Source organism: Agromyces solani (assembly GCF_058349925.1).
Window position 1 is genome coordinate 549,101 of the sequence record NZ_JBYRER010000001.1, and the last position, 23,337, is coordinate 572,437.

The 23,337-nt window shown below is 70.4% G+C and carries 15 protein-coding genes; 7 read left to right on the forward strand and 8 right to left on the reverse strand.

Annotated features, from left to right (window positions below):
- Nucleotides 1-51 precede the first annotated feature (51 nt).
- The 5 genes from AC3RJ7_RS02570 to AC3RJ7_RS02590 are packed head-to-tail and all read right to left on the reverse strand — an operon-like array spanning nucleotide 52 to nucleotide 7,244.
- Nucleotides 52-1,158: a peptidase C39 family protein gene (locus tag AC3RJ7_RS02570; protein WP_491454285.1), complete on the reverse strand. Its 1,107-nt coding sequence runs from the start codon at nucleotides 1,156-1,158 to the stop codon at nucleotides 52-54.
- The gene (locus AC3RJ7_RS02575; protein ID WP_491454286.1) at nucleotides 1,155-2,753 is read right to left on the reverse strand and encodes an ATP-binding cassette domain-containing protein; all 1,599 of its coding nucleotides are present in this window, start codon (nucleotides 2,751-2,753) and stop codon (nucleotides 1,155-1,157) included. The genes AC3RJ7_RS02570 and AC3RJ7_RS02575 overlap by 4 nt, the downstream gene beginning before the upstream one ends.
- A complete protein-coding gene (locus AC3RJ7_RS02580; RefSeq protein ID WP_491454287.1) occupies nucleotides 2,750-3,607 on the reverse strand; it encodes an ABC transporter permease in 858 nt (285 codons plus the stop codon). The genes AC3RJ7_RS02575 and AC3RJ7_RS02580 overlap by 4 nt, the downstream gene beginning before the upstream one ends.
- Nucleotides 3,604-4,596, reverse strand: coding sequence for an ABC transporter permease (locus AC3RJ7_RS02585; protein ID WP_491454288.1), 993 nt, complete (start codon nucleotides 4,594-4,596; stop codon nucleotides 3,604-3,606). Before AC3RJ7_RS02585 ends, AC3RJ7_RS02580 begins: the two co-directional genes overlap by 4 nt.
- The gene (locus tag AC3RJ7_RS02590) at nucleotides 4,593-7,244 is read right to left on the reverse strand and encodes an ABC transporter substrate-binding protein (RefSeq protein WP_491454289.1); all 2,652 of its coding nucleotides are present in this window, start codon (nucleotides 7,242-7,244) and stop codon (nucleotides 4,593-4,595) included. Before AC3RJ7_RS02590 ends, AC3RJ7_RS02585 begins: the two co-directional genes overlap by 4 nt.
- 89 nt (nucleotides 7,245-7,333) lie before the next feature.
- On the opposite strand from AC3RJ7_RS02590, the gene AC3RJ7_RS02595 reads away from it, so the two are divergent.
- The 4 genes from AC3RJ7_RS02595 to AC3RJ7_RS02610 all read left to right on the forward strand — a co-directional run bounded on the left by AC3RJ7_RS02595 (nucleotide 7,334) and on the right by AC3RJ7_RS02610 (nucleotide 12,580).
- Entirely contained in the window at nucleotides 7,334-8,032 is a 699-nt protein-coding gene (locus AC3RJ7_RS02595) for a DUF1684 domain-containing protein (protein WP_491454290.1), read from the forward strand.
- 61 nt (nucleotides 8,033-8,093) lie between these two features.
- A complete protein-coding gene (locus AC3RJ7_RS02600; protein WP_491454291.1) occupies nucleotides 8,094-8,270 on the forward strand; it encodes a hypothetical protein in 177 nt (58 codons plus the stop codon).
- A gap of 6 nt (nucleotides 8,271-8,276) precedes the next feature.
- A complete protein-coding gene (gene cls / locus AC3RJ7_RS02605; protein WP_491454292.1) occupies nucleotides 8,277-9,749 on the forward strand; it encodes a cardiolipin synthase in 1,473 nt (490 codons plus the stop codon).
- 254 nt (nucleotides 9,750-10,003) lie between these two features.
- On the forward strand, nucleotides 10,004-12,580 hold the full coding sequence (locus tag AC3RJ7_RS02610) for a M14 family zinc carboxypeptidase (protein ID WP_491454293.1): 2,577 nt from the start codon (nucleotides 10,004-10,006) through the stop codon (nucleotides 12,578-12,580).
- An 84-nt stretch (nucleotides 12,581-12,664) separates the two neighbouring features.
- Here AC3RJ7_RS02610 and AC3RJ7_RS02615 read toward each other — a convergent pair whose 3' ends face one another.
- Nucleotides 12,665-13,714 carry a pirin family protein gene (locus tag AC3RJ7_RS02615; protein WP_491454294.1) on the reverse strand — a complete coding sequence of 350 codons (1,050 nt, stop codon included), beginning with the start codon at nucleotides 13,712-13,714 and terminating at the stop codon, nucleotides 12,665-12,667.
- 76 nt (nucleotides 13,715-13,790) lie between these two features.
- On the opposite strand from AC3RJ7_RS02615, the gene AC3RJ7_RS02620 reads away from it, so the two are divergent.
- Both AC3RJ7_RS02620 and AC3RJ7_RS02625 read left to right on the forward strand, forming a co-directional pair.
- On the forward strand, nucleotides 13,791-14,249 hold the full coding sequence (locus AC3RJ7_RS02620; RefSeq protein WP_491454295.1) for a hypothetical protein: 459 nt from the start codon (nucleotides 13,791-13,793) through the stop codon (nucleotides 14,247-14,249).
- 265 nt (nucleotides 14,250-14,514) lie between these two features.
- Entirely contained in the window at nucleotides 14,515-19,677 is a 5,163-nt protein-coding gene (locus AC3RJ7_RS02625; RefSeq protein ID WP_491454296.1) for a prealbumin-like fold domain-containing protein, read from the forward strand.
- A 54-nt stretch (nucleotides 19,678-19,731) separates the two neighbouring features.
- On the opposite strand, the gene AC3RJ7_RS02630 is transcribed toward AC3RJ7_RS02625, so the two are convergent.
- A complete protein-coding gene (locus AC3RJ7_RS02630) occupies nucleotides 19,732-19,965 on the reverse strand; it encodes a helix-turn-helix domain-containing protein (RefSeq protein ID WP_491454297.1) in 234 nt (77 codons plus the stop codon).
- Complete coding sequence (locus tag AC3RJ7_RS02635; protein ID WP_491454298.1) at nucleotides 19,965-20,579, reverse strand: hypothetical protein; 615 nt, start codon at nucleotides 20,577-20,579, stop codon at nucleotides 19,965-19,967. The genes AC3RJ7_RS02630 and AC3RJ7_RS02635 overlap by 1 nt, the downstream gene beginning before the upstream one ends.
- 193 nt (nucleotides 20,580-20,772) lie before the next feature.
- Here AC3RJ7_RS02635 and AC3RJ7_RS02640 point away from each other — a divergent pair, with 193 nt between their 5' ends.
- A complete protein-coding gene (locus AC3RJ7_RS02640; RefSeq protein WP_491454299.1) occupies nucleotides 20,773-23,301 on the forward strand; it encodes an ATP-dependent Clp protease ATP-binding subunit in 2,529 nt (842 codons plus the stop codon).
- Nucleotides 23,302-23,337: the final 36 nt, after the last annotated feature.

Consider the following 23,337-nt stretch of genomic DNA (forward strand, 5'->3'; position numbering starts at 1 on the left):
GTCGGCTTCATGCCGACGCCCGTTTCGCGTGCCGCGGGATGCCGTCCGGCGTCAGCTCCGCCCGACGAAGACGACGCCGCGATAGCCGGCGGCGCCCCAGGCGACCATGCGGTCGAGGTCGGCGTGCGCGATGGGCAGCTCGTGCGAATCGACCCACGTCTCGCCCTCGTCGGAGCTGATCCATGGATCCTCGATCACGACCACGCCATGGCCCGCGGCATGCGCGAGCACCCAATGCGGGCCGGTCTCGCCGTGCATCGGCGCCTCGTCGATCAGCAGGAGGGCGAGGTCGCCGTCGGCGACGCGGCGGGCGATCTCGTCGACGCCGACGCGCGTGCGGTGCACGATGAGCCCGACCGCCTCGCCCTGGCGCAGCGACTCGGCCTGCAGCTCGGCCCTGAAGTCGCGTTCGAATCCGGCGTAGGCCTCGATGAGCACCGGGCCGTCGTGGTCGAGGTGGACCTCGACCGTGCGATCAGCGGGAAGATGCTCCCGCATGACGACGCCGAGCCCGACCGGTTCGATCGCCGGGAAGTTGCTCGCCCGTCGCCAGAACGCGAGCTCCAGATCGCGGTCGTCGACCGAGGGCAGCGGCTCCGAGCGCTGCGCGTCGTCCGCCGAGACCTCTCCCGAGCCGCCGAAGCCGGCCGCTCCGACGGCCTCCGCCGCGAGGAGCCCGCTCACCGCACCGCACGTGTAGAGCGTCGTCTGCGCGTAGTACGGCGCCTCGTCGTGCGGCAGGTCGACCAGCCAGCGCACGTAGCCGCGCGACCCCAGGGTGCCCGGTGCCGACGGGTGGGGCGGGGCGAGGGGCGTGAAGCCGCGCTCCGACGCGAACCCGGGGAGATCCCGTCCGAACGGCACCTCCCACTTCACCGCCGCGTCGCCCGCGGCCTCCGCTCGGGCCACGATCTCGTCGACGAGGGCCGCCGCGGTCGCGACATCCGCCTCGGTGCGCCACCAGACGTCGACGATCTTCACCGCGGCGGTCGCCCCTCGTCGCGAGGTGAGCGCCGCCGCGACCGGCAACCCGTCGCGGTGCGCGAGGTCGACGCGGGGCGAGTACGGCGCCCGCGGCGTCGCCCAGCGGGCAGCGCGTTCGGCGCCGAGCGCCGAACGCAGGTCGTCGTCGAGCAGGGTGTCGGCGGTGGTCGTCATGCGACGGTGGTCCTTCCTGTGCTGTCGCGGTGCGCCGCCGCGACCAAGAGCTTCGTGTACTCCTCGGCGGGGTCGTCGAGCACTTGCGCGCAGGTGCCGTGTTCGACGACCCGCCCCTGCCAGACGACCGTGACGGTGTCGGCGATACGGCGCACGACGGCGAGGTCGTGGGAGATGAAGAGGATCGAGATGTCGAGCTCGTCGCGCAGGCGCCCGAGCAGGTCGAGGATCTGCGCCTGCACCTGCACGTCGAGCGCCGAGACCGACTCGTCGCAGATGACGAGTCGCGGCCGCGGCGCCAGGGCGCGCGCGATCGCCACGCGCTGACGCTGGCCGCCCGAGAGCTGCACCGGTCGCTTCACCGCCGCGTCGGCCGGCAGGCCGACGAGCTCGAGCAGCGCCGGGACCTCGTCGGGTCGACGCCCGCCGACCGCGAGGGCCTCCCGGAGGATCGCCCCGATCGTCATCATCGGGTTGAGCGACGAGTACGGGTCCTGGAACACGATCTGCATCTGCCCGGGTGTGCGCGACCGGCGGCCGGGTGCGAGCGGGTGTCCGTCGAAGGCGATCGTCCCGCCGTCCTCGCGCTCGAGTCCGGCGATGCAGCGGGCGAGGGTCGACTTGCCCGAACCGGATTCGCCGACGACGCCGGCGATCTGTCCGGGGACGATCGAGAGATCGACGCCGTCGAGCACCGTGCGCAGCCCGAAGCGCTTGACGACCCCCGAGGCGACGACGAGCGGTGCGCGACCTCGCGGCTCCGCGATCACGTCGTGCTCGAGGCGGGACGCGGACTCGCCGGCCTCGGCGTCGGCGGCTTCGAGGGAGAGGGCGGGGTCGGCGGCGATGAGTGCGCGCGTGTACGCATGCTCGGGCGCCGAGAGCACCCTCGCGGTGGCACCGCGCTCGACCACCTCGCCGTGCCGCATGACCAGCACCTCGTCGGTGCGGCCGCGGACGAGCCCGAGGTCGTGCGAGATGAGCAGCATCGCCATCCCGCGTTCGTGCTGCAGCTCGCGGAGCAGGTCGAGGATCTCGGCCTGGTTGGAGGCGTCGAGCGCCGTCGTCGGCTCGTCGGCGATGAGCAGGCGCGGGTCGGAGGCGATCGCCGCGGCGATCGCGACCCGCTGCCGCATGCCGCCCGACAACTCGTGCGGGTACGCGCGCGCCACCCGGGCCGGCAGGTTGACCTCGGCGAGGCGCGCCGCGACGGCCTCGTCGAGCTCGCGCTTCGACAGCCGCCGCCCGGCCTTCGCCTCGAGAGTCCAGGCGATCTGCGGCCCGCAGCGGTGAACCGGCGAGAGGCTCGTGAACGGGTCCTGCAGCAGAAGGGACACCTCGCGACCGCGCACGCGTCGCCACGAGGCATCCGTCGCCTCGAGCGGGTGCTCGCGACCGTCGACCCGCAACCGGCCCCTGGCGGCGAACCCGGCCGGCAGGAGGCCGACGAGGCTCTTCGCCGTGAGCGTCTTGCCGGAGCCCGACTCGCCGATGAGCGCGAGCGAGGCGCCCGGCTCGATCGCGAAGGCGAGCGCCTCGACCATCGGCCCTGCGGGCCCGGCGATCCCGTCGATCGCGACGTCGATGCCGGTCATGCGAGGCCTCCCGACCGCGTCATCCGCTGGCCGAGCCAGTCGCCGACGAGGTTGACGGCGCACGCGACCGCGATGATGAGCAGCGCCGGCACGATGACCGCCGCGGGGTTGTCGAACATGATCGCCCTGCTGTCGGTGAGCTGGCGGCCCCAGTCGGCGGTGCCGGGCGGCACGCCGACGCCGAGGAAGGACAGCGACGAGAACGCGACGAGGGCGAACGCGACGTTGAGCATCGCGTTCGTGATGACGAGCGAGGAGACGTTCGGCAGGATGTGCCGGAACATCACCCGCCAGCGCGAGAGCGAGAGCATCTGCGCCGCCTCGATGTAGGGGCGCGCCGCCTGCTCGAGCACGCCCGCCCGGACGATGCGGATGTCGGACGGCGAGAAGAGCAGGATGAGGAGCGCCACGGTCGTCCAGTAGCCGCCGCCGAAGACGCCGGAGACGACGATCGCGGCCAACAGCACCGGCAGGGCGAGCAGCAGGTCGGTCCACCGGCTGATCGCGAAGTCGAGCGGTCCCCGCTCGTACCCGGCGAGGGTGCCGAGCAGGATGCCGAGCAGCATCGAGCCGACCGCGACGCACACGGGGCCGACGAGCGCCGATGCTGCGCCGGCGACCGTGAGGGCGAGGATGTCTCGGCCCAGCTCGTCGGTGCCGAGGGGGTGCCCGGGGGAGCCGGCGGGCATGAGGCTCGAGAGGATGTCCTGCTTCGTCGCGTCGGGGAAGAGCAGCGGGCCGAACACCACGGCGAGCAGCACGACGGCGAGCAGCACGAGGCAGGCCACGACGGTGGCGGGGACGCGTCGGCGGGAGCGGAAGTCGACGCCGACGGTGCCGAGCGAGGCGGTCATGCGGCACCTCCCTGCGCGCGGACGCGCGGATCGAGCATCAGGTAGGCGAGGTCGGCGAGCAGCGCGATCACCGCGATCACGAGTGCGACGAGCAGCGTGAGGGCCTGCACGACGGCGAGGTCCTTGAAGAGCACCGAGTCCTGCAGCAGGGTGCCGAGCCCCGGAAGCGCGTACGTCGTCTCGGCGAGCACCGTGCCCCCGACGAGGAAGGTGAGCAGCAGGCTGGCACCGGTGACGATGGGGATGGCCGCGTTGCGCAGCGCGAGCCGACGGGTGCGCGACTCGGGGATGCCCCGGGCGCGGGCGGACGTGACGTAGTCGGCGTCGAGCTCGCGCAGCATCGCGGTGCGGGTGAGCTTCAGCACGATGGCGCCGAGGCCCGCCGCGAGCGTGACCGCCGGCAGCACGAGGTGGTAGAGCGTGTCGAGCGGTCCGCGCCCGCCGCCGTACACCGGGAAGATCGGCAGGTAGTACGCGAAGACGTAGAGCAGGAGGAGCCCGACGGCGAAGGTGGGCGCGCTCAGCCCGATGACGCCGAGCGCGGTGCCCGCGCGGTCGACCACGCCGCCCGCGCGTACGGCGCTCTGCACGCCGAGCGGGATGCCGACGGCGAGGGCGATTCCGAACGCGAGCCCGCACAGCGCGAGGGTGAGCCCCAGCCGAGATCCGATCGCGTCGGCGACCGAGGTCTGCAGCCGGATCGACTGCCCGAGATCGCCGGTCAGCACGCCGCCGAGCCAGCGCAGGTACTGCACGGGCAGCGGGTCGTCGAGGTGGTACTGCTCGCGGATCGCGGCGACGGCCTCGGGCGAGGCCGGGCGCGTGCCGAGCAGCGTCTTGACGAGGTCTCCGGGAGCCAGGTGGAGCATCGAGAACACGACGATCGAGAGGATGAACAGGATCGCCGCCGTGCCCAGCACGCGCACCGCGAGCATCCGGCCGATGGGCCGGAGTCGCGGTGCGCGGGCGATGGGGGCGGACTCGGTCACGGCGCGGTGCGGTAGAGCTGGGTCGGCCACGACGAGATGAAGGCGAACGAGCTGTAGTCGTCGAACCCGAGGTCGTTCGCGAAGGCGGTCGCCGACTGGCCCCACCAGAGCGGCACGTTCACGACGTCCTCGGCCTGCAGCGTCTCGGCCTGCACGAGCAGGTCGACCCGGGCGACGGGGTCGGACTCGGCCCCCGCCTGCGCGAGCAGCTCGTCGATCTCGGGGTTGGAGTAGGCCGCGGGGTTGCCGGCTCCGAGCAGGTAGCTCGGCACCTCGGCGGGGTCGCCGAGGGTCGAGAAGTACCACATCATGCCGACGCCGTAGCTCGAGGAGGCATCGAGGCTCGCGAGCCATTCCTCGATGGGCACCTCGCGCACGTTGAGCGTGATGCCGATCTCCGAGAGGTTCTCCGCGAGCGACTGGGCGGCGGTGCCGAGCTGCGGGCCGGTCGACGGCGTGAGGAGTTCCGCCTCGAACCCGTCGGGGTGCTCGGAGGCGGCGAGCGCCGCCTTCGCGGCGTCCAGGTCGAAGTCGTACTGCGGGATGCCGGCGAGCACTTCGCGCGCCTCGTCGCCGTCGTACGCCTTGCCGAGCGACTCGGGCGTCATGATCGCGGTCGCGGCCTCGCCGTGGCCGCGCAGCAGCTTGTCGACGACGGCGTCGCGGTCGACGGCGTGCGCGAAGGCCTCGCGCACCTTGGGGTCGTCGAACGGCGGCAGCGACGTGTTGAAGTAGAGCCCGACGTACGAGAGGTCGTTGACGTACTCGACGCGCATGGTCTGCAGCTGCTCCCACTGCGTCGCCTGTGCGAGCGGCACGTTGAAGGCGACGTCGACGTCGCCCGATTGCGCCGCGAGCAGCCTCGTCGACTCGTCGGGGATGAACTCGACGGTGATGGACTTGACCTTGGGGAGCTCGCCCCACCAGGTGTCGACCCGTTCGAACTGCACGTGCGAGTCGGGGACGAACTCCGTCACCTGGTACGGCCCGGTGCCGAGCAGCAGAGCGTCGGCCGTGCCGACCTTGCCGCCGTGCTCCTCCCAGAAGGCCTGCGAGGTGACGAAGGCGGCGCCGCCCGAGCTCATGTTCGCGGCGAACGCGGCGTCGGGCGCGGTGAGCGTGATCGTCACCTCGTGCTCGTCGGTCTTCTCGATGGTGTCGACGCCCGCGAGGTAGTACGCGAGCCCCGGCGAGGTCGTCTCGTCGCGGGCCTGCTCGAGGCTGAACACGACGTCGTCGGCGGTGACCGGCGTGCCGTCCTGGAACTCGGCGTCGTCGCGGAGCTCGTAGACGTAGGTGACGTCGTCGGTCTGCTCCCACGATTCGGCGAGGCCCGGCTGCACGCGACCCTGGGCGTCGACCGAGACGAGGCCCTCCTGCGCGATCGAGGCGATGTAGTAGTTCAGGATGCCGGCCTCCTGGCCGACGTAGAGGTTCGAGAGCGAGCCCGGCAGGGCGACGCTGATGTGCTCGATCTCCTCGCCGGTGTCGGTGCCGGTACTCGATTCGGCCGGGGAGCTCGTGCAGGCGGCGAGCAGCAGCACACCGGCCGCTGCGGCGCCCGCCCGCGCGATGCGGGAACGGGATGATGCGGACATGGGGGAGTCCTCCTCTTGCGATATCGGGAGTGGTGCGAGGGCGATGGGGCGTGCGAATCGTGCGCGGTGTCCGTTCGCGCGGCGACGGGCTTCGGCGAGGGCCTCCACCTCGTAGCCGCTCGGACGACGCGCGGCGAGCATGCGCAGGCTCGCCGCGACGGCGGGGATCTCGCTCGCCTCGGCGAGCGTGACGGCGACGGTACGGAGGCTGAGCGCCGGACTCAGGCCGAGTGCGCGGACTCCGGCGGGCGGGGCCGTCGCGAAGGCGCTCTCGGGCAGGAAGGTCGCGCCGAATCCCCCGGCGACGAGCGCGAGCGCGGCGTCGGGCCGGCTGACCTCGAGGTCGCCGGGCCCGCTCGCGCGGCCCACCGCCTCGGCCACGACGCCCGAGCGCGTGCCCTCCCCGAAGATCCACGGCAGGTGGGCGATCGCGGATGCCTCGACCCGGGCCCCCGGCGCGGGCGTCTCGTCGAACGGCAGGGCGGCGATGAGTTCCTCGGCGTAGAGGAAGGTCGACCGCAGGCCGTCGCGGCGAAGGCGCTGCCCGCGCTCGCCGGAGACGCCCGTCGTCACGGCGACGTCGACGCGCCCGGACCGCACGAGCTCGAGCGCCTCGTCGGTGTCGGCTTCGACGAAGCGCACCTCGATCCCCGGGATGTCGGCGGCGATGCGGGCGAGTGCCGGGGCGATGGTGCCGACGACGGCCTCGGCGTGGGCCGCGATGCGCACGGTGCCGACCCGATGGCCGAGCGCGCGCGCGAGTTCGGTGGCGGCCGCGGTCAGGCTCGCGTCGATGCGCGGCGCATGGGCGGCGAGCAGTTGGCCGATCGCGGTGAGGCTCGCCGAGCGGGCGGTGCGGGCGACGAGCGGCGTGCCGAGGCGCGACTCCAGGCGCTGCACGTGCTGGGTGATGGTCGGCTGGCTGAAGCCGAGCGCGCGGGCGGCCGCGCTGATCGAGCCGGTCCGGTCGATCGCCACCAGGATCCGCAGCGAATGGACGTCGAGCACCCGGGTCAGGGCGTCGATCTCGATGAGTCCTGCATCCTCCATAGGCAGAGACTATAGATCTCTAGGTTTCGATGGCGTAACAATATGCATACGAACGTCATGTGACGTCCGAGACCGAAACGGAGCCCGTAATGGACCTGCGCGCAGCGCACGAGCAGTGGATCGAGGAGCGAGACGCCCGCGTGTGGGGCGAGTGGGGCATCGCGACGCTCGCCGCGACGCATTGGCTCACCTCCGAGCCGGCCGAACTCGAGGGGCTGCCCGGCCGTTGGCGCGCGAGCGGCGGCGCCGTGATCGGCGACGACGGCGTGCGGCTCGCCCCGGGACAGGAGACCGCGACGGCGGGGGTCCTCCTGCGGGCCTTCGAGCGCGACGGCTCGATCGCGCTGCGCGTCCTCGATCCCGGCGCACCGGCCGCGAGGGGGATCTCGTCGATCGAACGATTCGCGTTCTCGGAGCGGGCACGCCTGACCGGGCGCGTGCGCCGGGTCGCGACGACCGCGGAGACGAGGTCGGTCGACGGCCACGCCGCTCCGTCGGCGTTCGACGCGGTCGTCGACCTCGAGTGGGAGGGCGGGGCGTTCTCGCTGACGGTGCAGGAGGACGACGGCTGGTACTCCGCCGCATTCGCCGACGCGACGGCCGGGCGCGAGAGCCACGCGTTCCGGTTCATCCGATTCCCCGCGTCCGCCGACGGGGCGGTCGTCGTGGACTTCAATCGTGCTTCGCTGCCGCCGTGCGCGTTCTCCGACCACTACGTCTGCGTGATGCCCGTGCCCGGCAACCGGTGGTCCGTGCCCGTCCGCGCGGGCGAGCGCCGGGTCCGGTGAACACCGGCGTCCGGGCCGCTGCGGTGGAACTCGCAGGGAAGCCGGATATCCTGTACGCACTATGAACGACTTCTGGGCGAACGCGATCTGGTCGCTCGCGCCGACCGTGCTGATCGGCCTCATCTTCTGGTTCGTGATGCGCGCGGTGATCCGTGCCGACCGCAACGAGCGCAAGGCGTACGCGCGCATCGAAGCCGAGGAGCGCGCCAAGCTGGCCCGAGAGAAGCACGCCGGCTAACCGGGCATGACGACCACGACGGAGCAGGTGACGCTCGTCGTCGCCGCTTTCGTCCTGCTCCTCGACCTCGTCGTACGCGTCATCGCCGTCATCGTCGTTCCTCGCAACCGCCGACCGACCGCGGGCATGGCGTGGCTGCTCGCCATCTTCTTCGTCCCCTTCCTCGGGGTGCTGTTCTTCGTGCTCATCGGCAACCCGAAGCTGCCGAAGCACCGTCGCGAGAAGCAGGCCGAGGTCGACCGCTACATCCGCGAGTCGACCCACGGCGTCGAGCGGGTGAGCGACTCGCGCGCGTGGCCGAGCTGGTTCGAGGGGGTCGTGCGGCTCAACCGCAACCTCGGCTCCATGCCGCTCATCGGGCAGAACAGTGCCGGTCTCATCGGCGACTACCAGGGCTCGCTCGACGCGATGACCGCGGCGGTCCGCGGCGCACGGCGCTTCGTGCACGTCGAGTTCTACATCTTCGCCCTCGACGCGACGACCGCGCCGTTCTTCGACGCCCTCGGAGAGGCCGTCGCGCGCGGCGTCGACGTGAAGGTGCTGCTCGACCACATCGCCTCGGCCCGCGTCGCGGGCTATCGCAAGACGCTCAAGCGCCTCGACCGCATGGGCGTGCGCTGGCAGCTCATGCTGCCGGTGCAGCCGCTCAAGGGCAGGTACCAGCGGCCCGACCTGCGCAACCACCGCAAGATCCTCGTCGTCGACGGCGACGTCGGGTTCATGGGATCGCAGAACATCATCGACCGCAGCTACAACAAGCGGGCCAACCGCCGCCGGGGCCTCCAGTGGAAGGAGCTCGTGACCCGGGTGGAGGGCCCGATCGTCGCGGGCCTCGACGCGATCTTCGCGACCGACTGGTACCTCGAGACGGGGGAGGAGCCGGCCCGCGACCTCACCGATGCGCTCGAGCAGCCCGGCGAGGCGCAGGACCTCGACTGCCAGGTCGTGCCGAGCGGTCCCGGGTTCCGCAGCGAGAACAACCTCAAGCTCTTCCTCGCGCTGCTCTACGCGGCGAAGGAGAAGCTCATCATCACGAGCCCCTACTTCGTGCCCGACGAGTCGATGCTGTACGCGATCAGCGGGGCCACGCAGCGCGGGGTCCACGTCGAGCTCTTCGTGTCCGAGATCGGCGACCAGGCGCTCGTCTACCACGCGCAGCGCTCGTACTACGAGGCGCTGCTGCGCGCGGGCGTCAAGATCTACATGTACAAGGCGCCCTACATCCTGCACGCGAAGCACTTCACGATCGACGACGACGTCGCGGTGATCGGGTCGAGCAACATGGACATCCGGTCGTTCGAGCTCAACATGGAGGTGTCGCTGCTCGTGCGCGGCGCGTCGTTCGTGCGCGAGATGCGCGCGGTCGAAGACGGCTACCGGCACGACAGTCGTGAGCTGACGCTCGACGAATGGCTGAAGCAGCCGCTGCGCTCGACCGTGCTCGACAACCTCGCGAGGCTCACGTCCGCCCTGCAGTAGCCGGTCGGCGGGCGGGATGCCCCGGAGCGGCGCCGACGCCGAAGCATCCCGTTTTGTTCGACAAAGTTGCAAGATCATTGATGCAGACGCAATGGATCGGGGCTGAAATGTCCCCCGTTCGCGTGTCAGGCTGAGTCCGACCGCCGCACAACGCGCGATTCCGCCACACGTGGATCGCTCGCGTCCCTGGCATCGGAGCCGACCAGCGCCGACTGCGAGGACGCGGCTTCCGATCACCGCAGAAACGGAGCACCATGTCGTTCCCACGATTGATCGCCGGCACGAGCGTCGCGGCCCTCGCCGCGGCGTCGCTCGTCGTCGGCGCCGCCCCGGCGGGCGCGAGCGAAGCGCCCGCCGATTCCATCGTCACCCCGGTCTCGAGCCTCGTCCAGCCGCCCTCGAGCTACCCGTCGCAGCCGGTGCTGCCGACGGTGCCCGACGACCCGACCGACGCATCGATCGCGCGCGGGGTCACGCCGTACGACGAGATCGCGCCCTTCCTCAACGAGCTCATGTCCCAGAGCGATCGCATCTCGGCGCAGGTCGTCGGGCAGTCGACACTCGGCCGCGACATCCACCTCGTGACCCTCACCGCCAAGGAGACGGCGGCGCAGACGGCCAAGCAGGCGCAGTGGCGCGAGCAGATCAAGGCCGACCCCGAGGCGGCGGCGAAGAACAAGCCGCTCATGAACCAGTACAAGGTGCCGATCTGGATCAACGCGAACATCCACGGCAACGAATGGGAGGGCACCGACGGGGTGCTGAACTACATCGAGCACCTGGCCACGGCGCCGTGGCCCGAGGTGCGCGACCTCCTGCAGGACTACCGGTTCTACTTCACCGTGACGAACAACCCCGACGGCCGTGCGCTCGGCCAGCGCGCGACGGCGCAGGGCTTCGACGCGAACCGCGACATGATCACGAGCGTGACCCCCGAGTCGCGCGTCATCCGCGACCTCGCCGGCGTCATCCAGCCGACGTTCTACCTCGACCTGCACGGGTACACGAGCGTGCTCCAGGTCGAGCCGTGCGGTCCGCCCCACGGTGAGAACTACGAGTACGACCTCTTCCTGCCGCACGCCTACGCGGCCGCGCTCGCGATCGAGGAGGCCGTCGTCGACGCCGACATCCCGGGCAACACGTACCTCGCCGCCGACGGCAGCGCGACGACCGAGAACACCGGGAAGATCAAGATCCCCTACCGCGACGTCCGCGCGGGCTGGGACGACTGGCCCCCGATCTTCACCCCGCAGTACCTCGCGTACCAGGGTGCCGTCACGAACACGGTCGAGCTGCCGCTCGGCCGCACCAACAACCAGGAGACGAACCAGGCCAACTCGAAGGTGAACATCGAGGTCGCCGGAGTCGTGCTCGACTCGGCGGTCGGCTACCTCGACGAGAACAAGCAGGCGCTGCTCGACAACCAGATCGAGATCTTCCGTCGGGGCACCGCGGGCGAGCCGCTCGTCGGCATCCCGGCGGACATCGACCCGGCGAGCGTGCCCGAGCCGAACCAGTGGGCGGAGATCTGGGACGAGACCGACGTCTACCAGGCCGACTTCCCGCGCGCGTACGTCATCCCCGTCGACGAGACGCAGCGCTCGGCCACCGACGCCGCCCGCCTCGTCGACCACCTCATCGCGAACGGCGTCGAGGTCGACCGGGCCGAGTCCGACTTCACGGCCGACGGCGCCGAGTACGCCGAGGGTTCGTACGTCGTCGACCTGCACCAGCCGCTGCGCGGGATGGCGAACGTGCTGCTCGCCGACGGCACCGACATCTCCGAGCGCGTCCCCGACATGTACGACATCTCGGCCTGGAGCCTCGCCCTCCTCTGGGGTGCCGACGTCGAGGCCGTCGGCTCGACGACCGACCCGGCGCTCGACGTCGAGCTCGAGCCCGTCGACGCCGCCGACCGGTCGGGCAGCCTGCCCGAGCCGGGCGGATACCTCGAGCTCGCCACGAGCGGCGTCGCCGAGTACCAGGCGATCAACGCCCTGCTCGAGGCGGATGTCGCGGTGTCGGCGTTCGAGGACGGCTCGGTGATCCTCGGGCCGGACGACGCGTCGTACGCCGCCGCCGAGGCCGTCGTCGACGACTACGGCGTGAGCTTCACCGCCTCCGACGGCTCGCGCCTCGACGAGGAGCCGAGCCGCGGGCTCGACGAGCTCACCGTCGCCTACTCGGGAACGCAGGACGAGCGGGTCTCGCTGGGCCAGCTCGGGTTCGACGACCTCGTGCAGGTCACGAGCGCGAACCTCACGAGCGGGCAGGTGCAGCTCGACGACGTCGACGTGCTGTGGATCGGGGCGAACCTCTCGTTCACGCCGGCGCAGGCCGCCGGGCGCGACGAGGTCGCGGCGTACCTCGCGAGCGGCAAGGGCGTCGCGGGCAAGGGCACCGCGATCGCGGGCTTCGCGAACGCCTTCGGCCTCGTCACGTCGACGGCCACCCAGGGCACCTCCGGGTCGAACGGCATCGTCTCGGTCGTCGACGAGGCCGAGGGGCTGTTCGGCACGTACGCGCAGGACACGGCGTTCGTCTACCCGGCGGTCTGGTACTCGGGCCTCGGCGACAACGCCGAGGTGGAGCAGCGCTACGACGCCGAGGACCCGTTCGTCTCGGGCCACTGGGCGGCGAGCGGCGGCCGCTCCCAGGCGGATGCCGCGGGGCAGGCGTCGGTCGTCTCCGCCGAGTCCGAAGCGGGCAACCGGGTGCTCATGATCGGCACGTCGCCGAACTTCCGCACCCACCCCGTCGGGGCGTACTCGAACCTCGCGCGCGGGCTCTTCTGGGTCGGCGCCGAGGGCGCGGAGGTGCCCGCCCCGTAGGGGTGGTCGCCACGACGTGATCGCGCGGCGGCGTCGGCCCTCGGGCCGGCGCCGCCGTCGCGTTCGACGAACCCGCGGTCCGGGTCAGCCGCGCGGCTTCAACCGCACCGTCGGAAGCTCGGGCGCCGGAAGGGGAGCCCCGTCGTAGTCGACGTGCCCGAAGCGCCCGTCGGGGTTGTCGCGGCCGATCACCTCGGCCTGCCACTGGCGGCGGTACTCGACGACCTCGTCGTGGTCGCGGCCGATGAAGTTCCACCACATGACGAGCTCCTCGCCGAACGGCACCCCGCCGAGCAGCACGACGCGCACGGGGCCGTGGTCGGCGCGGAGGCGCACCCCCTCGTGGCCGACCGGCAGGTAGCCGAGCTCGCTCCACTCGAGCGCGGCGGAGTGGCCGGCGACGGTGAGCCCGTCGGCGTCGGCCGGCGAGTCGTCGATCTCGTCGTCGGTCGGGGCGATCGTCACGTGCACCGGGCCGGCGTCGACGAGCACCCCGTGCTCGAAGGCCGGGTCGAGCTCGATCCAGGCCTCGCCGCCCGCGGGCACGTCGATCTGCGCCCCGACCAGCGGGCTGAAGAGGGTCACGCCGGCATCGTCGCCGATGCCCGGGAGTGAGCCGGCGAAGACGCGGACGATCGCGTCGTCGACCTCGTGCGCCTCGACGTCGGCGTGCTCGAAGAACGGTGCGGCGTGCCGCGACGCCTCGGGCAGCGCGACCCAGAGCTGCACGCCGTGCAGTCGCGACGTCTCGGGCGTCGACACCTCGGAGTGCGAGACGCCCCGTCCGGCGGTCATGAGGTTCACCTGGCCGGGGCGCACGAGCTCACGGCTTCCGGTCGAGTCGCGATGCTCGATCTCGCCCTCGAAGAGCCAGCTCACCGTCTGGAGGCCCGTGTGCGGGTGCGGCGGAACGACCATGCCGCCGGAGACGGCGACGTCGTCGGGGCCGTAATGATCGGCGAAGCACCAGGCGCCGATCGTCGTGCGCCCCCGCTGGGGCAGCGTGCGGCGCACGTTCATCGCGCGGGGGCCGCCGAGCGGCACGTCGCGCGGAGCGAGCACCTGCACCGCCGGGCCCTGCCGCCCCTCGGGAGGGCAGAGCAGTTCGAGCGGATCCTTCTCGAGATTGCTCATGCCGCCAGCCTAATCCGCAGGACGACGCGGCTCGGCCGGCTCATCCGCGGGCGGTGCGACCGGTAGCATATGCGGCATGGCTACCTCCGTGCGTCTTCGTCGTGCCGGCCTCGCTGCCGCGGCACTCGCTTCCGTGTTCCTGCTCGCCGCGTGCGCGCCGCCGGAGACCCCCGCCGAGAACTACTCGGGCGCGCCGGTCTCCGACCACGAGGGTGAGGCCGAGGGCCACGAGGGTGAGGCCGAGGGCGGCGACGGCACCCCGCAGGCCGCTTGGGTCGGCGAGGGCGGGCAGATCTCGGTCACCCTCTGGGGCAGCTCGACCTGCCCGCCGGTCGGCGAGCACATCAGCGTCGTCGACGAGGCCGGCGAGGGCAACCGCGTCGCGATCGAGCTGAAGGAGTACCCCGCGAACCAGGTCTGCACGATGGACCTCGTGCCGCACACCACGGTGTTCTGGACGCCGATGGAGGTGACGACGACCGAGCCGCTCGTCGTCGAGGTCCAGGACACCGAGATCACGGTTCCGATCAAGTAGCCGACGGGTCGCCAGCGGGGTGATGCTCAGGTACCCCGCGACGACCGAACGACGCATCGTCCGCGGGGTCGCGCCCAGGCGCCCCGCCTCCCGGACGACGCGGCGGATGCGGGGCGGTGCTCAGGCGCCCCGAATTTCCTGACGACGTGTCGATTTGCCCCCCGTTTTGGGCGATATCCGTGACGGAACCTCAGGACTAACGTGCGGGGTACGTGCCGTTGCCTATCCCGAGGGCGGCGGACCCGACACGTAAGGAACCTGAGCCGTGTTCTCACGCAAGAGCGGCGGCGCTGTCGTCGCCATTTCCGCACTCCTGGCCGCGCTTCTCAGCCCGATCGTCCTCGCCTCACCGGCGGCAGCCGCACCCGACTGCGACCTCGGCGGCTTCGAGATCGACGGCGACAAACCGGTCAACTGTCCACCCGACGGCGGGCTCGACTGGGACAACGTCGACTTCGAGAGCACCACGCAGGGTGGCACGTACAGCGCCTCGTCGAAGGACGTCGACCCCCCGTCCGGTTGGACGTCGGCGGGCGACACCCCCGACAAGTCCGACTTCGCGACCGTGTACACGTACGCGCAGGTCGGCGCCGACGGGCACTACTACCTGTACGTGGCGTGGGAGCGCACCGGCGACAGCGGCACGGCCAAGTACGCGATCGACCTCTCGTTCGCCGGCGTCAACGTCGGCGACGACGGTTCGCCGCAGCCGATCCGCACCAACGGCGGTGTCGTGGCCTACGTCAACATGAACGGCGGCGCCGACCCCGTGCTGGGCCAGCTCTGCGAATACGACGACCAGGCAACCTACCCCGATGACGTGAACTCGGATCCGGGGTGCACGACCGACACGACCGGTTTCGCGAGCGCCGTCGGCACCACCACGATCGACGGCGAGGAAGGCGACTTCTTCGAGATCGGCTTCGACCTCACCGAACTGGCCGACGTCGCCCCGGGCTGCCCGCCGATCACCGACCTCGCCACGGTCTACATGCGTTCGATCACCGGTGGCAGCGGGAACGGCAACCTCAAGGGCTACGTCGACCCCCTCAGCGTCACCCCGCCGTCGACGTGCGGTGCGCTCGAGGTGACGAAGAAGTCGCTGAACGACCTCGCGACCGACGACCCGACGCTCTTCGGGTACACCGTCGACAGCGCGGACTACGACGCGAGCGGCGACCTCCTCATCGACGAGACGGACAGCTTCACCGACGTCGACCCGGGCACCGACTTCACGCTCACCGAGTCGATCCCGGGCGGCGCCCCGTGGACGCAGCACTCGATCGTCTGCACCGTCGGCGACGGCGAGCCGATCGTGCTCGACGGACCGACCGACACGTTCCCCGTCGAGACGGCGACGACGACGTCGTGCGTGATCACCAATGCGACCTCGTTCCTCGACGTGTCGAAGATCACGAACCCGGCCGGCACCGAGGGCGACTTCGCCTTCACGGTCGACGGCGACCCGATCGACTCGCTGAGCGACGGCGAGACGTCGCCCGCGATGCAGTTCGCACCGGGCACCGAGGTCACGATCACCGAGGCACCGGACTCGAAGTGGACCCTCGCCGACATCGTCTGCACCGTCGACGGCCAGGAGGTCGAGCCCACTGCGGAGGACCTGGCACAGCGCACGACCACGATCGCGACGGTCGCGGGCGAGACGGTGAACTGCACCTTCACGAACGCGACGTCCTTCGTCGAGGTGACGAAGCAGACGCAGCCCGACGGTTCCGCGGTCGAGTTCCCGTTCGAGACCACCGGCCAGGACGGCTACACCCTCACCGACGGGCAGAGCGCGACGTTCCAGTACGCGCCGGGCACCGAGGTCGAGATCTCCGAGACGCTCGCCGCCGACTGGGACCTCGTCGACATCACCTGCTCCACCGCGGGTGAAGAAGTCGGCACCTCCGTCACGGTGACGACCGTCGCCGGCCAGACCACCGAGTGCACGTTCACGAACCGCCAGGACGGTCGGATCATCGTGCACAAGTCGGTGGTCGGTGAGGACGACGCCACCTTCACGTACCACGGCAGCTGGCTGACGCCCGATGACGAGTTCGAGATCACGACCGAGAACGGCATCGGATCGCACGAGCCGTTCGAGAACGTCACGCCGGGCGAGTACACCCTCACCGAGGACGACCTCGAGGGGTACGACACCACGGACCTGATCTGCACCGACAGCGACGAGAACGGCGAACCGACGACGGTCGACGACCTCGAAGCCACGATCCAGCTCGATCCGGGCGAGACCGTGGAGTGCACGTTCACGAACACGCAGCGGGCGAAGCTGCTCGTCGACAAGGAGACCGTGCCCGACGAGTACGACCAGGACTTCGCGTTCGTCTTCGGCAACGGAGAGTTCCAGACGCCGTTCACGCTGAACGACGCCACCGACGACGAGGCCGACCCGTGGACGTCCGGCTACATCGTCGCCGGCACCTACACGGTGACCGAGACGGTTCCGGAGCACTGGAGCCTCACGAGCATCGACTGCGGTGAGCGGGACGGGGCGACGACCACCATCACGCTCCAGCCCGGCCAGGTCGTGAGCTGCGTCTTCGAGAACACGGCGCAGTCGGGCGAGGTGTCGCTGACGAAGTCGGTGACCGGTGTCGATCCCGCCTACGAGTGGAGCTTCGACTTCGCGCTCATCGAGGAGCCCGACGGCGACCCCGACGTGCAGTCGGTCGACAACTCCGACCTTCCCGACAGTGCGACGGTCACCTGGTCCGACCCGGAGGTCGGGTCGACCTACACGCTGATCGAGCAGGACGTGCCCGACGGCTGGGACGTCGGCGCGATCGTCTGCACCGCGGGCGAGCTCGAGCTCGAAGACCTGTCGGGCGACCCGGGCTTCCAGTTCGAGGTCACGCCCGGTCTCGTGCTCGACTGCACGGTCGAGAACACGGCCTCGCCTGCCGACGTCGACGTGACCAAGACGGTCAGCAACGTCGCCGACGGGTTCGACTGGGAGTTCGACTTCACGATCGACCCGGTGCCCGCCGGGCAGTCCGCCACGCAGACCGCGTCGGGCGAGGGTGAGGGCTCCGACACCGTGAGCTGGAACCAGCTCGTCCCGGGAACCCACTACACCGTGACCGAAGAGGTCGTCGGCGGGTGGGCGCAGGGCGCGATCACGTGCTCGGCCGACGGGCAGACGCTGACCGACCTGAACGGTGAGGAGCCCGGCTTCGAGTTCGTGGCCGAGGTCGGGGTGTCGATCGACTGCGCGGTCACGAACCGGGCCGAGCCCGGCGAGGTGTCGCTCACGAAGTCGGTCGAGGGCGTCGACCCGGCCTACGAGTGGAGCTTCGACTTCGCGCTCATCGAGGAGCCCGACGGCGACCCCGACGTGCAGTCGGTCGACAACTCCGACCTTCCCGACAGTGCGACGGTCACCTGGTCCGACCTGGAGGTCGGGTCGACCTACACCCTGATCGAGCAGGACGTGCCCGACGGCTGGACCATCGGAGAGATCGTCTGCAACGCGGGCGAGCTCGAAGACCTGTCGGATGACCCGGGCTTCCAGTTCGAGGTCACGCCCGGCCTCGTGGTCGAGTGCGCGGTGACCAACACCGCCGAGCCCGGCGACGTGACGGTGACGAAGACGACGAGCGGGGTCTCCGACGACTTCGACTGGGCGTTCGACTTCACGATCGACCCGGTTCCGGCCGGGCAGGATGCCACCCAGACCGCTGAGGGCACCGGACCCGGTGACGACTCGGTGAGCTGGAACGAGCTGGTGCCCGGTGCGCACTACACGATCACGGAAGAGGTCGTGGCCGGCTGGGTCCAGGGCGACATCGCCTGCTGGGTCGGAGAATCCGCACTCGACGACCTCAACGGCGACGAGCCGGGCTTCGAGTTCATCGCCGACGTCGGCGTCTCGATCACGTGCACGGTCACGAACCGCGCCCTCCCGGTCGACATCGACGTGACGAAGTCGACGGTCGGCGGAGACGGCACCTTCGAGTTCGCGCTGCAGCCGCTCGACGAGGACGGCGAACCGGTCGGCGATGCGATCGTCTCGTCCGTCGACACGGAGAACGGCACCGGCGTCGCGACCTTCGAGAACCTCGTGCCGGGTTCGCGCTTCTCGCTCAGCGAGGTCGACCCGGGCGGCGACTGGATCGCCGGCGAGCTGAACTGCACCGTGACCCACGCCGACGAGAGCGAGGAGTCGCTCGACACGAGCGACTTCACGATCCAGCCGGGCGACTCGATCTCGTGCGAGATCACGAACGAGAAGAAGGGCACGATCATCATCCACAAGGTCGTCGTCGGCCTCGATGACGCGACCTTCGACTACACGGGCACCTGGCTGCCCGAGCCGTCGGAGTTCGCGATCGAGACCGAGGAGGGCGAGGGCACCGCGACGTTCACCCAGATCGTCGGCGGCGAGTACACCGTCACCGAGCTGCCGATCGAGGGCTACGACACGACGAACCTCGTCTGCCTCGACCCCGATCAGGGAACGACGACCGACGAGGCCCATCTCTTCGCGACGATCGACCTCGACCCGGGTGAGACGGTCGAGTGCACCTACACGAACACGCAGCGCGTCAAGGTGCTCGTCGACAAGGAGACCGTGCCCGACGAGTCCGACCAGGGCTTCGAGTTCGTGTTCGCCGGTGGCGAGGCGGGCGTGGAGTTCACGCTCAACGACGCCACCGACGAGGAGGACCAGCCCTGGGATTCGGGCTGGCTGCCGGCGGGTGAGTTCACGATCGTCGAGGCGGCGCTCGAGGGCTGGGCGCTGACCGACATCGACTGCGGCGAGGTCGACCTGGCCGAGCTGCAGACGGTGGTCGCGCTCGAGCCCGGAATGGTCGTCACCTGCACGTTCACCAATGCCGAGCGCGGCCCGGTCGTGCTCGAGAAGGTGGTGGAGGACGGCAGCGTCGTCGACCACGGCGACGGCACGTGGTCGATCGACTACCTGCTGACGGCGACGAGCAGCTCGAACATCGAGGAGCTCTACGACCTCTCCGACGAACTGAAGTACGGCGGCAACATCACCGTGCTCACCTCGGAGGTCGTCTCGCTCGACGGGATCGCGGTCAACGAGGGCTGGAACGGCCTCACCGACCAGGTCGTCGGGACCGACGTCGCGATCCCGGCGCTCGGGGAGCACGAGTACCGCGTGACGGTCACGGTGCGCGTCGGGTCGGCGATCACCTCTGCGCAGGCCGACTGCACGCTCGGATCGGGTGAGACCGGGACCGGCCTGCTGAACACCGCGCAACTGACCAGCTGGAGCGGCACCGACGATGCCGAGGCCTGCGCACCGGTCAAGGTGCCGCCGGCTCCGCCCATGCCGCCCACCGGTGCGACGCTCAGTGCACTCTGGGCGGGCCTGATGCTCGCCGGAGCGGGCGGGGTGCTGCTGATGCTGCGCCGTCGCCGTCAGCTGGGCGCGTAGCGCACCACGCAGGAAGGGCCGCCGGTCGAGTTCGGACCGGCGGCCCTTCGGCGTTCAGCGTCGGCGCACCACGAGGAGTTCGCCGACCTCGCACTCGAGCGCCTCGCAGATGGCCTGCAGGGTCGAGAACCGGATGGCCCTCGCGCGATCGTTCTTCAGCACGCTGAGGTTCACGAGCGAGACGCCGACGAGTTCGCTGAGCCGCGTGAGCGTCATGCCGCGGGCCTCGAGCAGTTCGTCGAGCCGGCAGTGCACGTCGGAGGTGTCGTCGGGCTCGGCCGGTGCCATCAGACGAGTCCTTCGGCCTCGCGCTGGAGGCGCTCGCCGACCTGGAACGCGGCGCCCACGACCGCGAGCACGAGCACCGCGAAGAACGGCACCCAGCTGATCGCGAACGTGATGCCCTCGTACGTGTACTCGCTCACGGCCGAGAGGGCTCCGTTCACCGACATGGTCTGGAAGAGCGAGCCGAGCACCCAGCCCGCGGTGATCGCCGCGGAGCCCCACCAGATGATGCGGGTGTTCGCCCGGGTGAAGGCCCGCCCCCTCGTGAGGTTCCAGCAGAGCAGGGCGAGCAGCACGATTCCGGCGATCACGGCGAGCGCGACGACGATCGGCTCCGCGACCAGGGCGAACTGCGTCGCGGAGGCCGGCTGCGGCACCGTCACGATCGCCTGTTCGACGTCGACCTCGACGGGTGCGCCGTCCGGTCCGATGGGCAGCGTCGCAGCCTCGCCGATGAACGGAACGAGGACGGGGACGTGGCGGCCGGGAAGCACCTCGATGAGGCGCGCGACCGCCTGCCATGCGGTGACGACGATCGCGACGGCGGCGATGGCGATGGTCAGGAACATGCCGGCCTGGTCGCTCCGGCTGAGGCGGGTGTCGGCGATGACGGACATTCGCTCCTCCATATCGAAAATCAATAACATCGAATATCGATAACCATGGCGCGGACCGCCGCCCGTGTCAAGCCCGCCGTCGCCTCCCAGGATCGTGATGCGCCCACGGCGAACACCGGCCCACGAGGCATCCCGAGTGTTTACGCTCGATGTATCGACGTCCCCTGCCCAGTGGGGCCGTGAGGAGTAGAGCATGTTCGAGAGATTCACCGACCGAGCCCGTCGTGTCGTCGTCCTGGCCCAAGAAGAGGCCAAGATGCTCAACCACAACTACATCGGCACCGAGCACATCCTGCTCGGGCTCATCCATGAGGGTGAAGGCGTCGCCGCCAAGGCGCTCGAGTCGCTCGGCATCTCGCTCGACGCGGTGCGCGAGCAGGTGCAGGACATCATCGGCCAGGGCCAGCAGCAGCCGACGGGCCACATCCCCTTCACGCCGCGCGCCAAGAAGGTGCTCGAGCTCTCGCTCCGCGAGGCGCTGCAGCTCGGCCACAACTACATCGGCACCGAGCACATCCTCCTCGGCCTCATCCGCGAGGGCGAGGGCGTCGCGGCCCAGGTGCTCGTGAAGCTCGGCGCCGACCTCAACCGCGTGCGCCAGCAGGTCATCCAGCTGCTCTCCGGCTACCAGGGCAAGGAGCAGGTGCAGGTCGGCGCCAACGAGCAGCAGCAGGCCCAGGGCGGTTCGCAGATCCTCGACCAGTTCGGCCGCAACCTCACGCAGGCCGCCCGCGAGTCGAAGCTCGACCCGGTGATCGGCCGCGAGAAGGAGATCGAGCGGGTCATGCAGATCCTCTCGCGCCGCTCGAAGAACAACCCCGTGCTCATCGGCGAGCCCGGCGTCGGCAAGACCGCCGTCGTCGAGGGCCTCGCCCAGGCGATCGTCAAGGGCGAGGTGCCCGAGACGCTGAAGGACAAGCAGCTCTACTCGCTCGACCTCGGCTCGCTCATCGCCGGTTCCCGCTACCGCGGCGACTTCGAGGAGCGCCTGAAGAAGGTCACGAAGGAGATCCGCACCCGCGGCGACATCATCGTCTTCATCGACGAGATCCACACCCTCGTGGGCGCAGGTGCGGCCGAGGGCGCAATAGACGCCGCCTCGATCCTCAAGCCGCTGCTCGCCCGCGGCGAGCTGCAGACGATCGGCGCCACGACGCTCGACGAGTACCGCAAGCACTTCGAGAAGGACGCGGCGCTCGAGCGTCGCTTCCAGCCGATCCAGGTGGCCGAGCCGAGCCTGCCCCACGCGATCAACATCCTCAAGGGCCTCCGCGACCGCTACGAGGCGCACCACAAGGTCTCGATCACCGACGGCGCCATCGTCGCCGCGGCCAACCTCGCCGACCGCTACATCAGCGACCGGTTCCTGCCCGACAAGGCCATCGACCTGATCGACGAGGCCGGCGCACGCCTGCGGCTCTCGATCCTCTCGTCGCCGCCGGAGCTGCGCGAGTTCGACGAGAAGATCGCCGTCGTCCGCGCCGCGAAGGAGACCGCGATCGAGGAGCAGGACTTCGAGAAGGCCGCGTCGCTGCGCGACGAGGAGAAGAACCTGCTCGGCGAGCGCCTGCGCCTGGAGAAGCAGTGGAAGTCGGGCGACGTCAAGACCACCGCGGTCGTCGACGAGGGCCTGATCGCCGAGGTGCTCGCGCAGGCCACCGGCATCCCCGTCTTCAAGCTCACCGAGGAGGAGAGCTCGCGACTCGTCTTCATGGAGAAGGCGCTGCACGAGCGCGTCATCGGCCAGGAGGAGGCGATCTCCGCCCTCTCGAAGACGATCCGCCGCACCCGCGCGGGCCTCAAGGACCCGAAGCGCCCCTCGGGGTCGTTCATCTTCGCCGGTCCCACGGGCGTCGGCAAGACCGAGCTCGCCAAGGCGCTCGCCGAGTTCCTCTTCGACGACGAGGCCGCGATGATCTCGCTCGACATGTCCGAGTACGGCGAGAAGCACACCGTCTCGCGGCTGTTCGGAGCCCCTCCCGGGTTCGTCGGCTTCGAAGAGGGCGGCCAGCTCACCGAGAAGGTGCGTCGCAAGCCGTTCAGCGTCGTGCTCTTCGACGAGATCGAGAAGGCGCACCCCGACATCTTCAACTCGCTGCTGCAGATCCTCGAAGAGGGTCGCCTCACCGACGGTCAGGGCCGTGTCGTCGACTTCAAGAACACCGTCATCATCATGACGACGAACCTCGGCACGAAGGACATCTCGGGCGGGCCCGTCGGCTTCCAGCTGGAGGGCGACCCCCGCACCGGGTACGACCTCATGCGCGGCAAGGTGAACGAGGAGCTGAAGAAGCACTTCAAGCCCGAGTTCCTGAACCGCGTCGACGAGATCATCGTGTTCCCGCAGCTCTCGAAGGAGGAGCTGCTGCAGATCGTCGACCTCTTCCTCAAGCGCCTCAGCGAGCGCCTGCTCGACCGCGACATGACGGTCGAGCTCACGCAGGCGGCGAAGGAGCGGCTCATCGAGGTCGGCTTCGACCCGGCGCTCGGCGCCCGCCCGCTGCGCCGCGCGGTCCAGCACGAGGTCGAGGACCGCCTGAGCGAGAAGATCCTGCACGGCGAGCTGAACGCGGGCGACCACGTGCACGTCGACTACGCGAACGGCGAGTTCGTCTTCACGACGTCGCAGCGCGCGCTGCCGGCGAACGTCGGCGTCAACGCCAACGCCGCGCTCGGCACCGGCACCGCGACGCCCGACCTCGCGGCCGCGTCGGGCGAGTAGGCGCGAGCGTCACGACGGGGCGGATGCTGGGGCATC

Excerpts from the sequence above, each read along its gene's own strand:
- AC3RJ7_RS02570 (WP_491454285.1), bottom strand. The coding sequence starts at position 1,158 with ATGACGACCACCGCCGACACCCTGCTCGACGACGACCTGCGTTCGGCG.
- AC3RJ7_RS02575 (WP_491454286.1), bottom strand. The coding sequence starts at position 2,753 with ATGACCGGCATCGACGTCGCGATCGACGGGATCGCCGGGCCCGCAGGG.
- AC3RJ7_RS02580 (WP_491454287.1), bottom strand. The coding sequence starts at position 3,607 with ATGACCGCCTCGCTCGGCACCGTCGGCGTCGACTTCCGCTCCCGCCGA.
- AC3RJ7_RS02590 (WP_491454289.1), bottom strand. The coding sequence starts at position 7,244 with ATGGAGGATGCAGGACTCATCGAGATCGACGCCCTGACCCGGGTGCTC.
- AC3RJ7_RS02595 (WP_491454290.1), top strand. The coding sequence starts at position 7,334 with ATGGACCTGCGCGCAGCGCACGAGCAGTGGATCGAGGAGCGAGACGCC.
- AC3RJ7_RS02600 (WP_491454291.1), top strand. The coding sequence starts at position 8,094 with ATGAACGACTTCTGGGCGAACGCGATCTGGTCGCTCGCGCCGACCGTG.
- cls (WP_491454292.1), top strand. The coding sequence starts at position 8,277 with ATGACGACCACGACGGAGCAGGTGACGCTCGTCGTCGCCGCTTTCGTC.
- AC3RJ7_RS02610 (WP_491454293.1), top strand. The coding sequence starts at position 10,004 with ATGTCGTTCCCACGATTGATCGCCGGCACGAGCGTCGCGGCCCTCGCC.
- AC3RJ7_RS02615 (WP_491454294.1), bottom strand. The coding sequence starts at position 13,714 with ATGAGCAATCTCGAGAAGGATCCGCTCGAACTGCTCTGCCCTCCCGAG.
- AC3RJ7_RS02620 (WP_491454295.1), top strand. The coding sequence starts at position 13,791 with ATGGCTACCTCCGTGCGTCTTCGTCGTGCCGGCCTCGCTGCCGCGGCA.
- AC3RJ7_RS02630 (WP_491454297.1), bottom strand. The coding sequence starts at position 19,965 with ATGGCACCGGCCGAGCCCGACGACACCTCCGACGTGCACTGCCGGCTC.
- AC3RJ7_RS02635 (WP_491454298.1), bottom strand. The coding sequence starts at position 20,579 with ATGTCCGTCATCGCCGACACCCGCCTCAGCCGGAGCGACCAGGCCGGC.
- AC3RJ7_RS02640 (WP_491454299.1), top strand. The coding sequence starts at position 20,773 with ATGTTCGAGAGATTCACCGACCGAGCCCGTCGTGTCGTCGTCCTGGCC.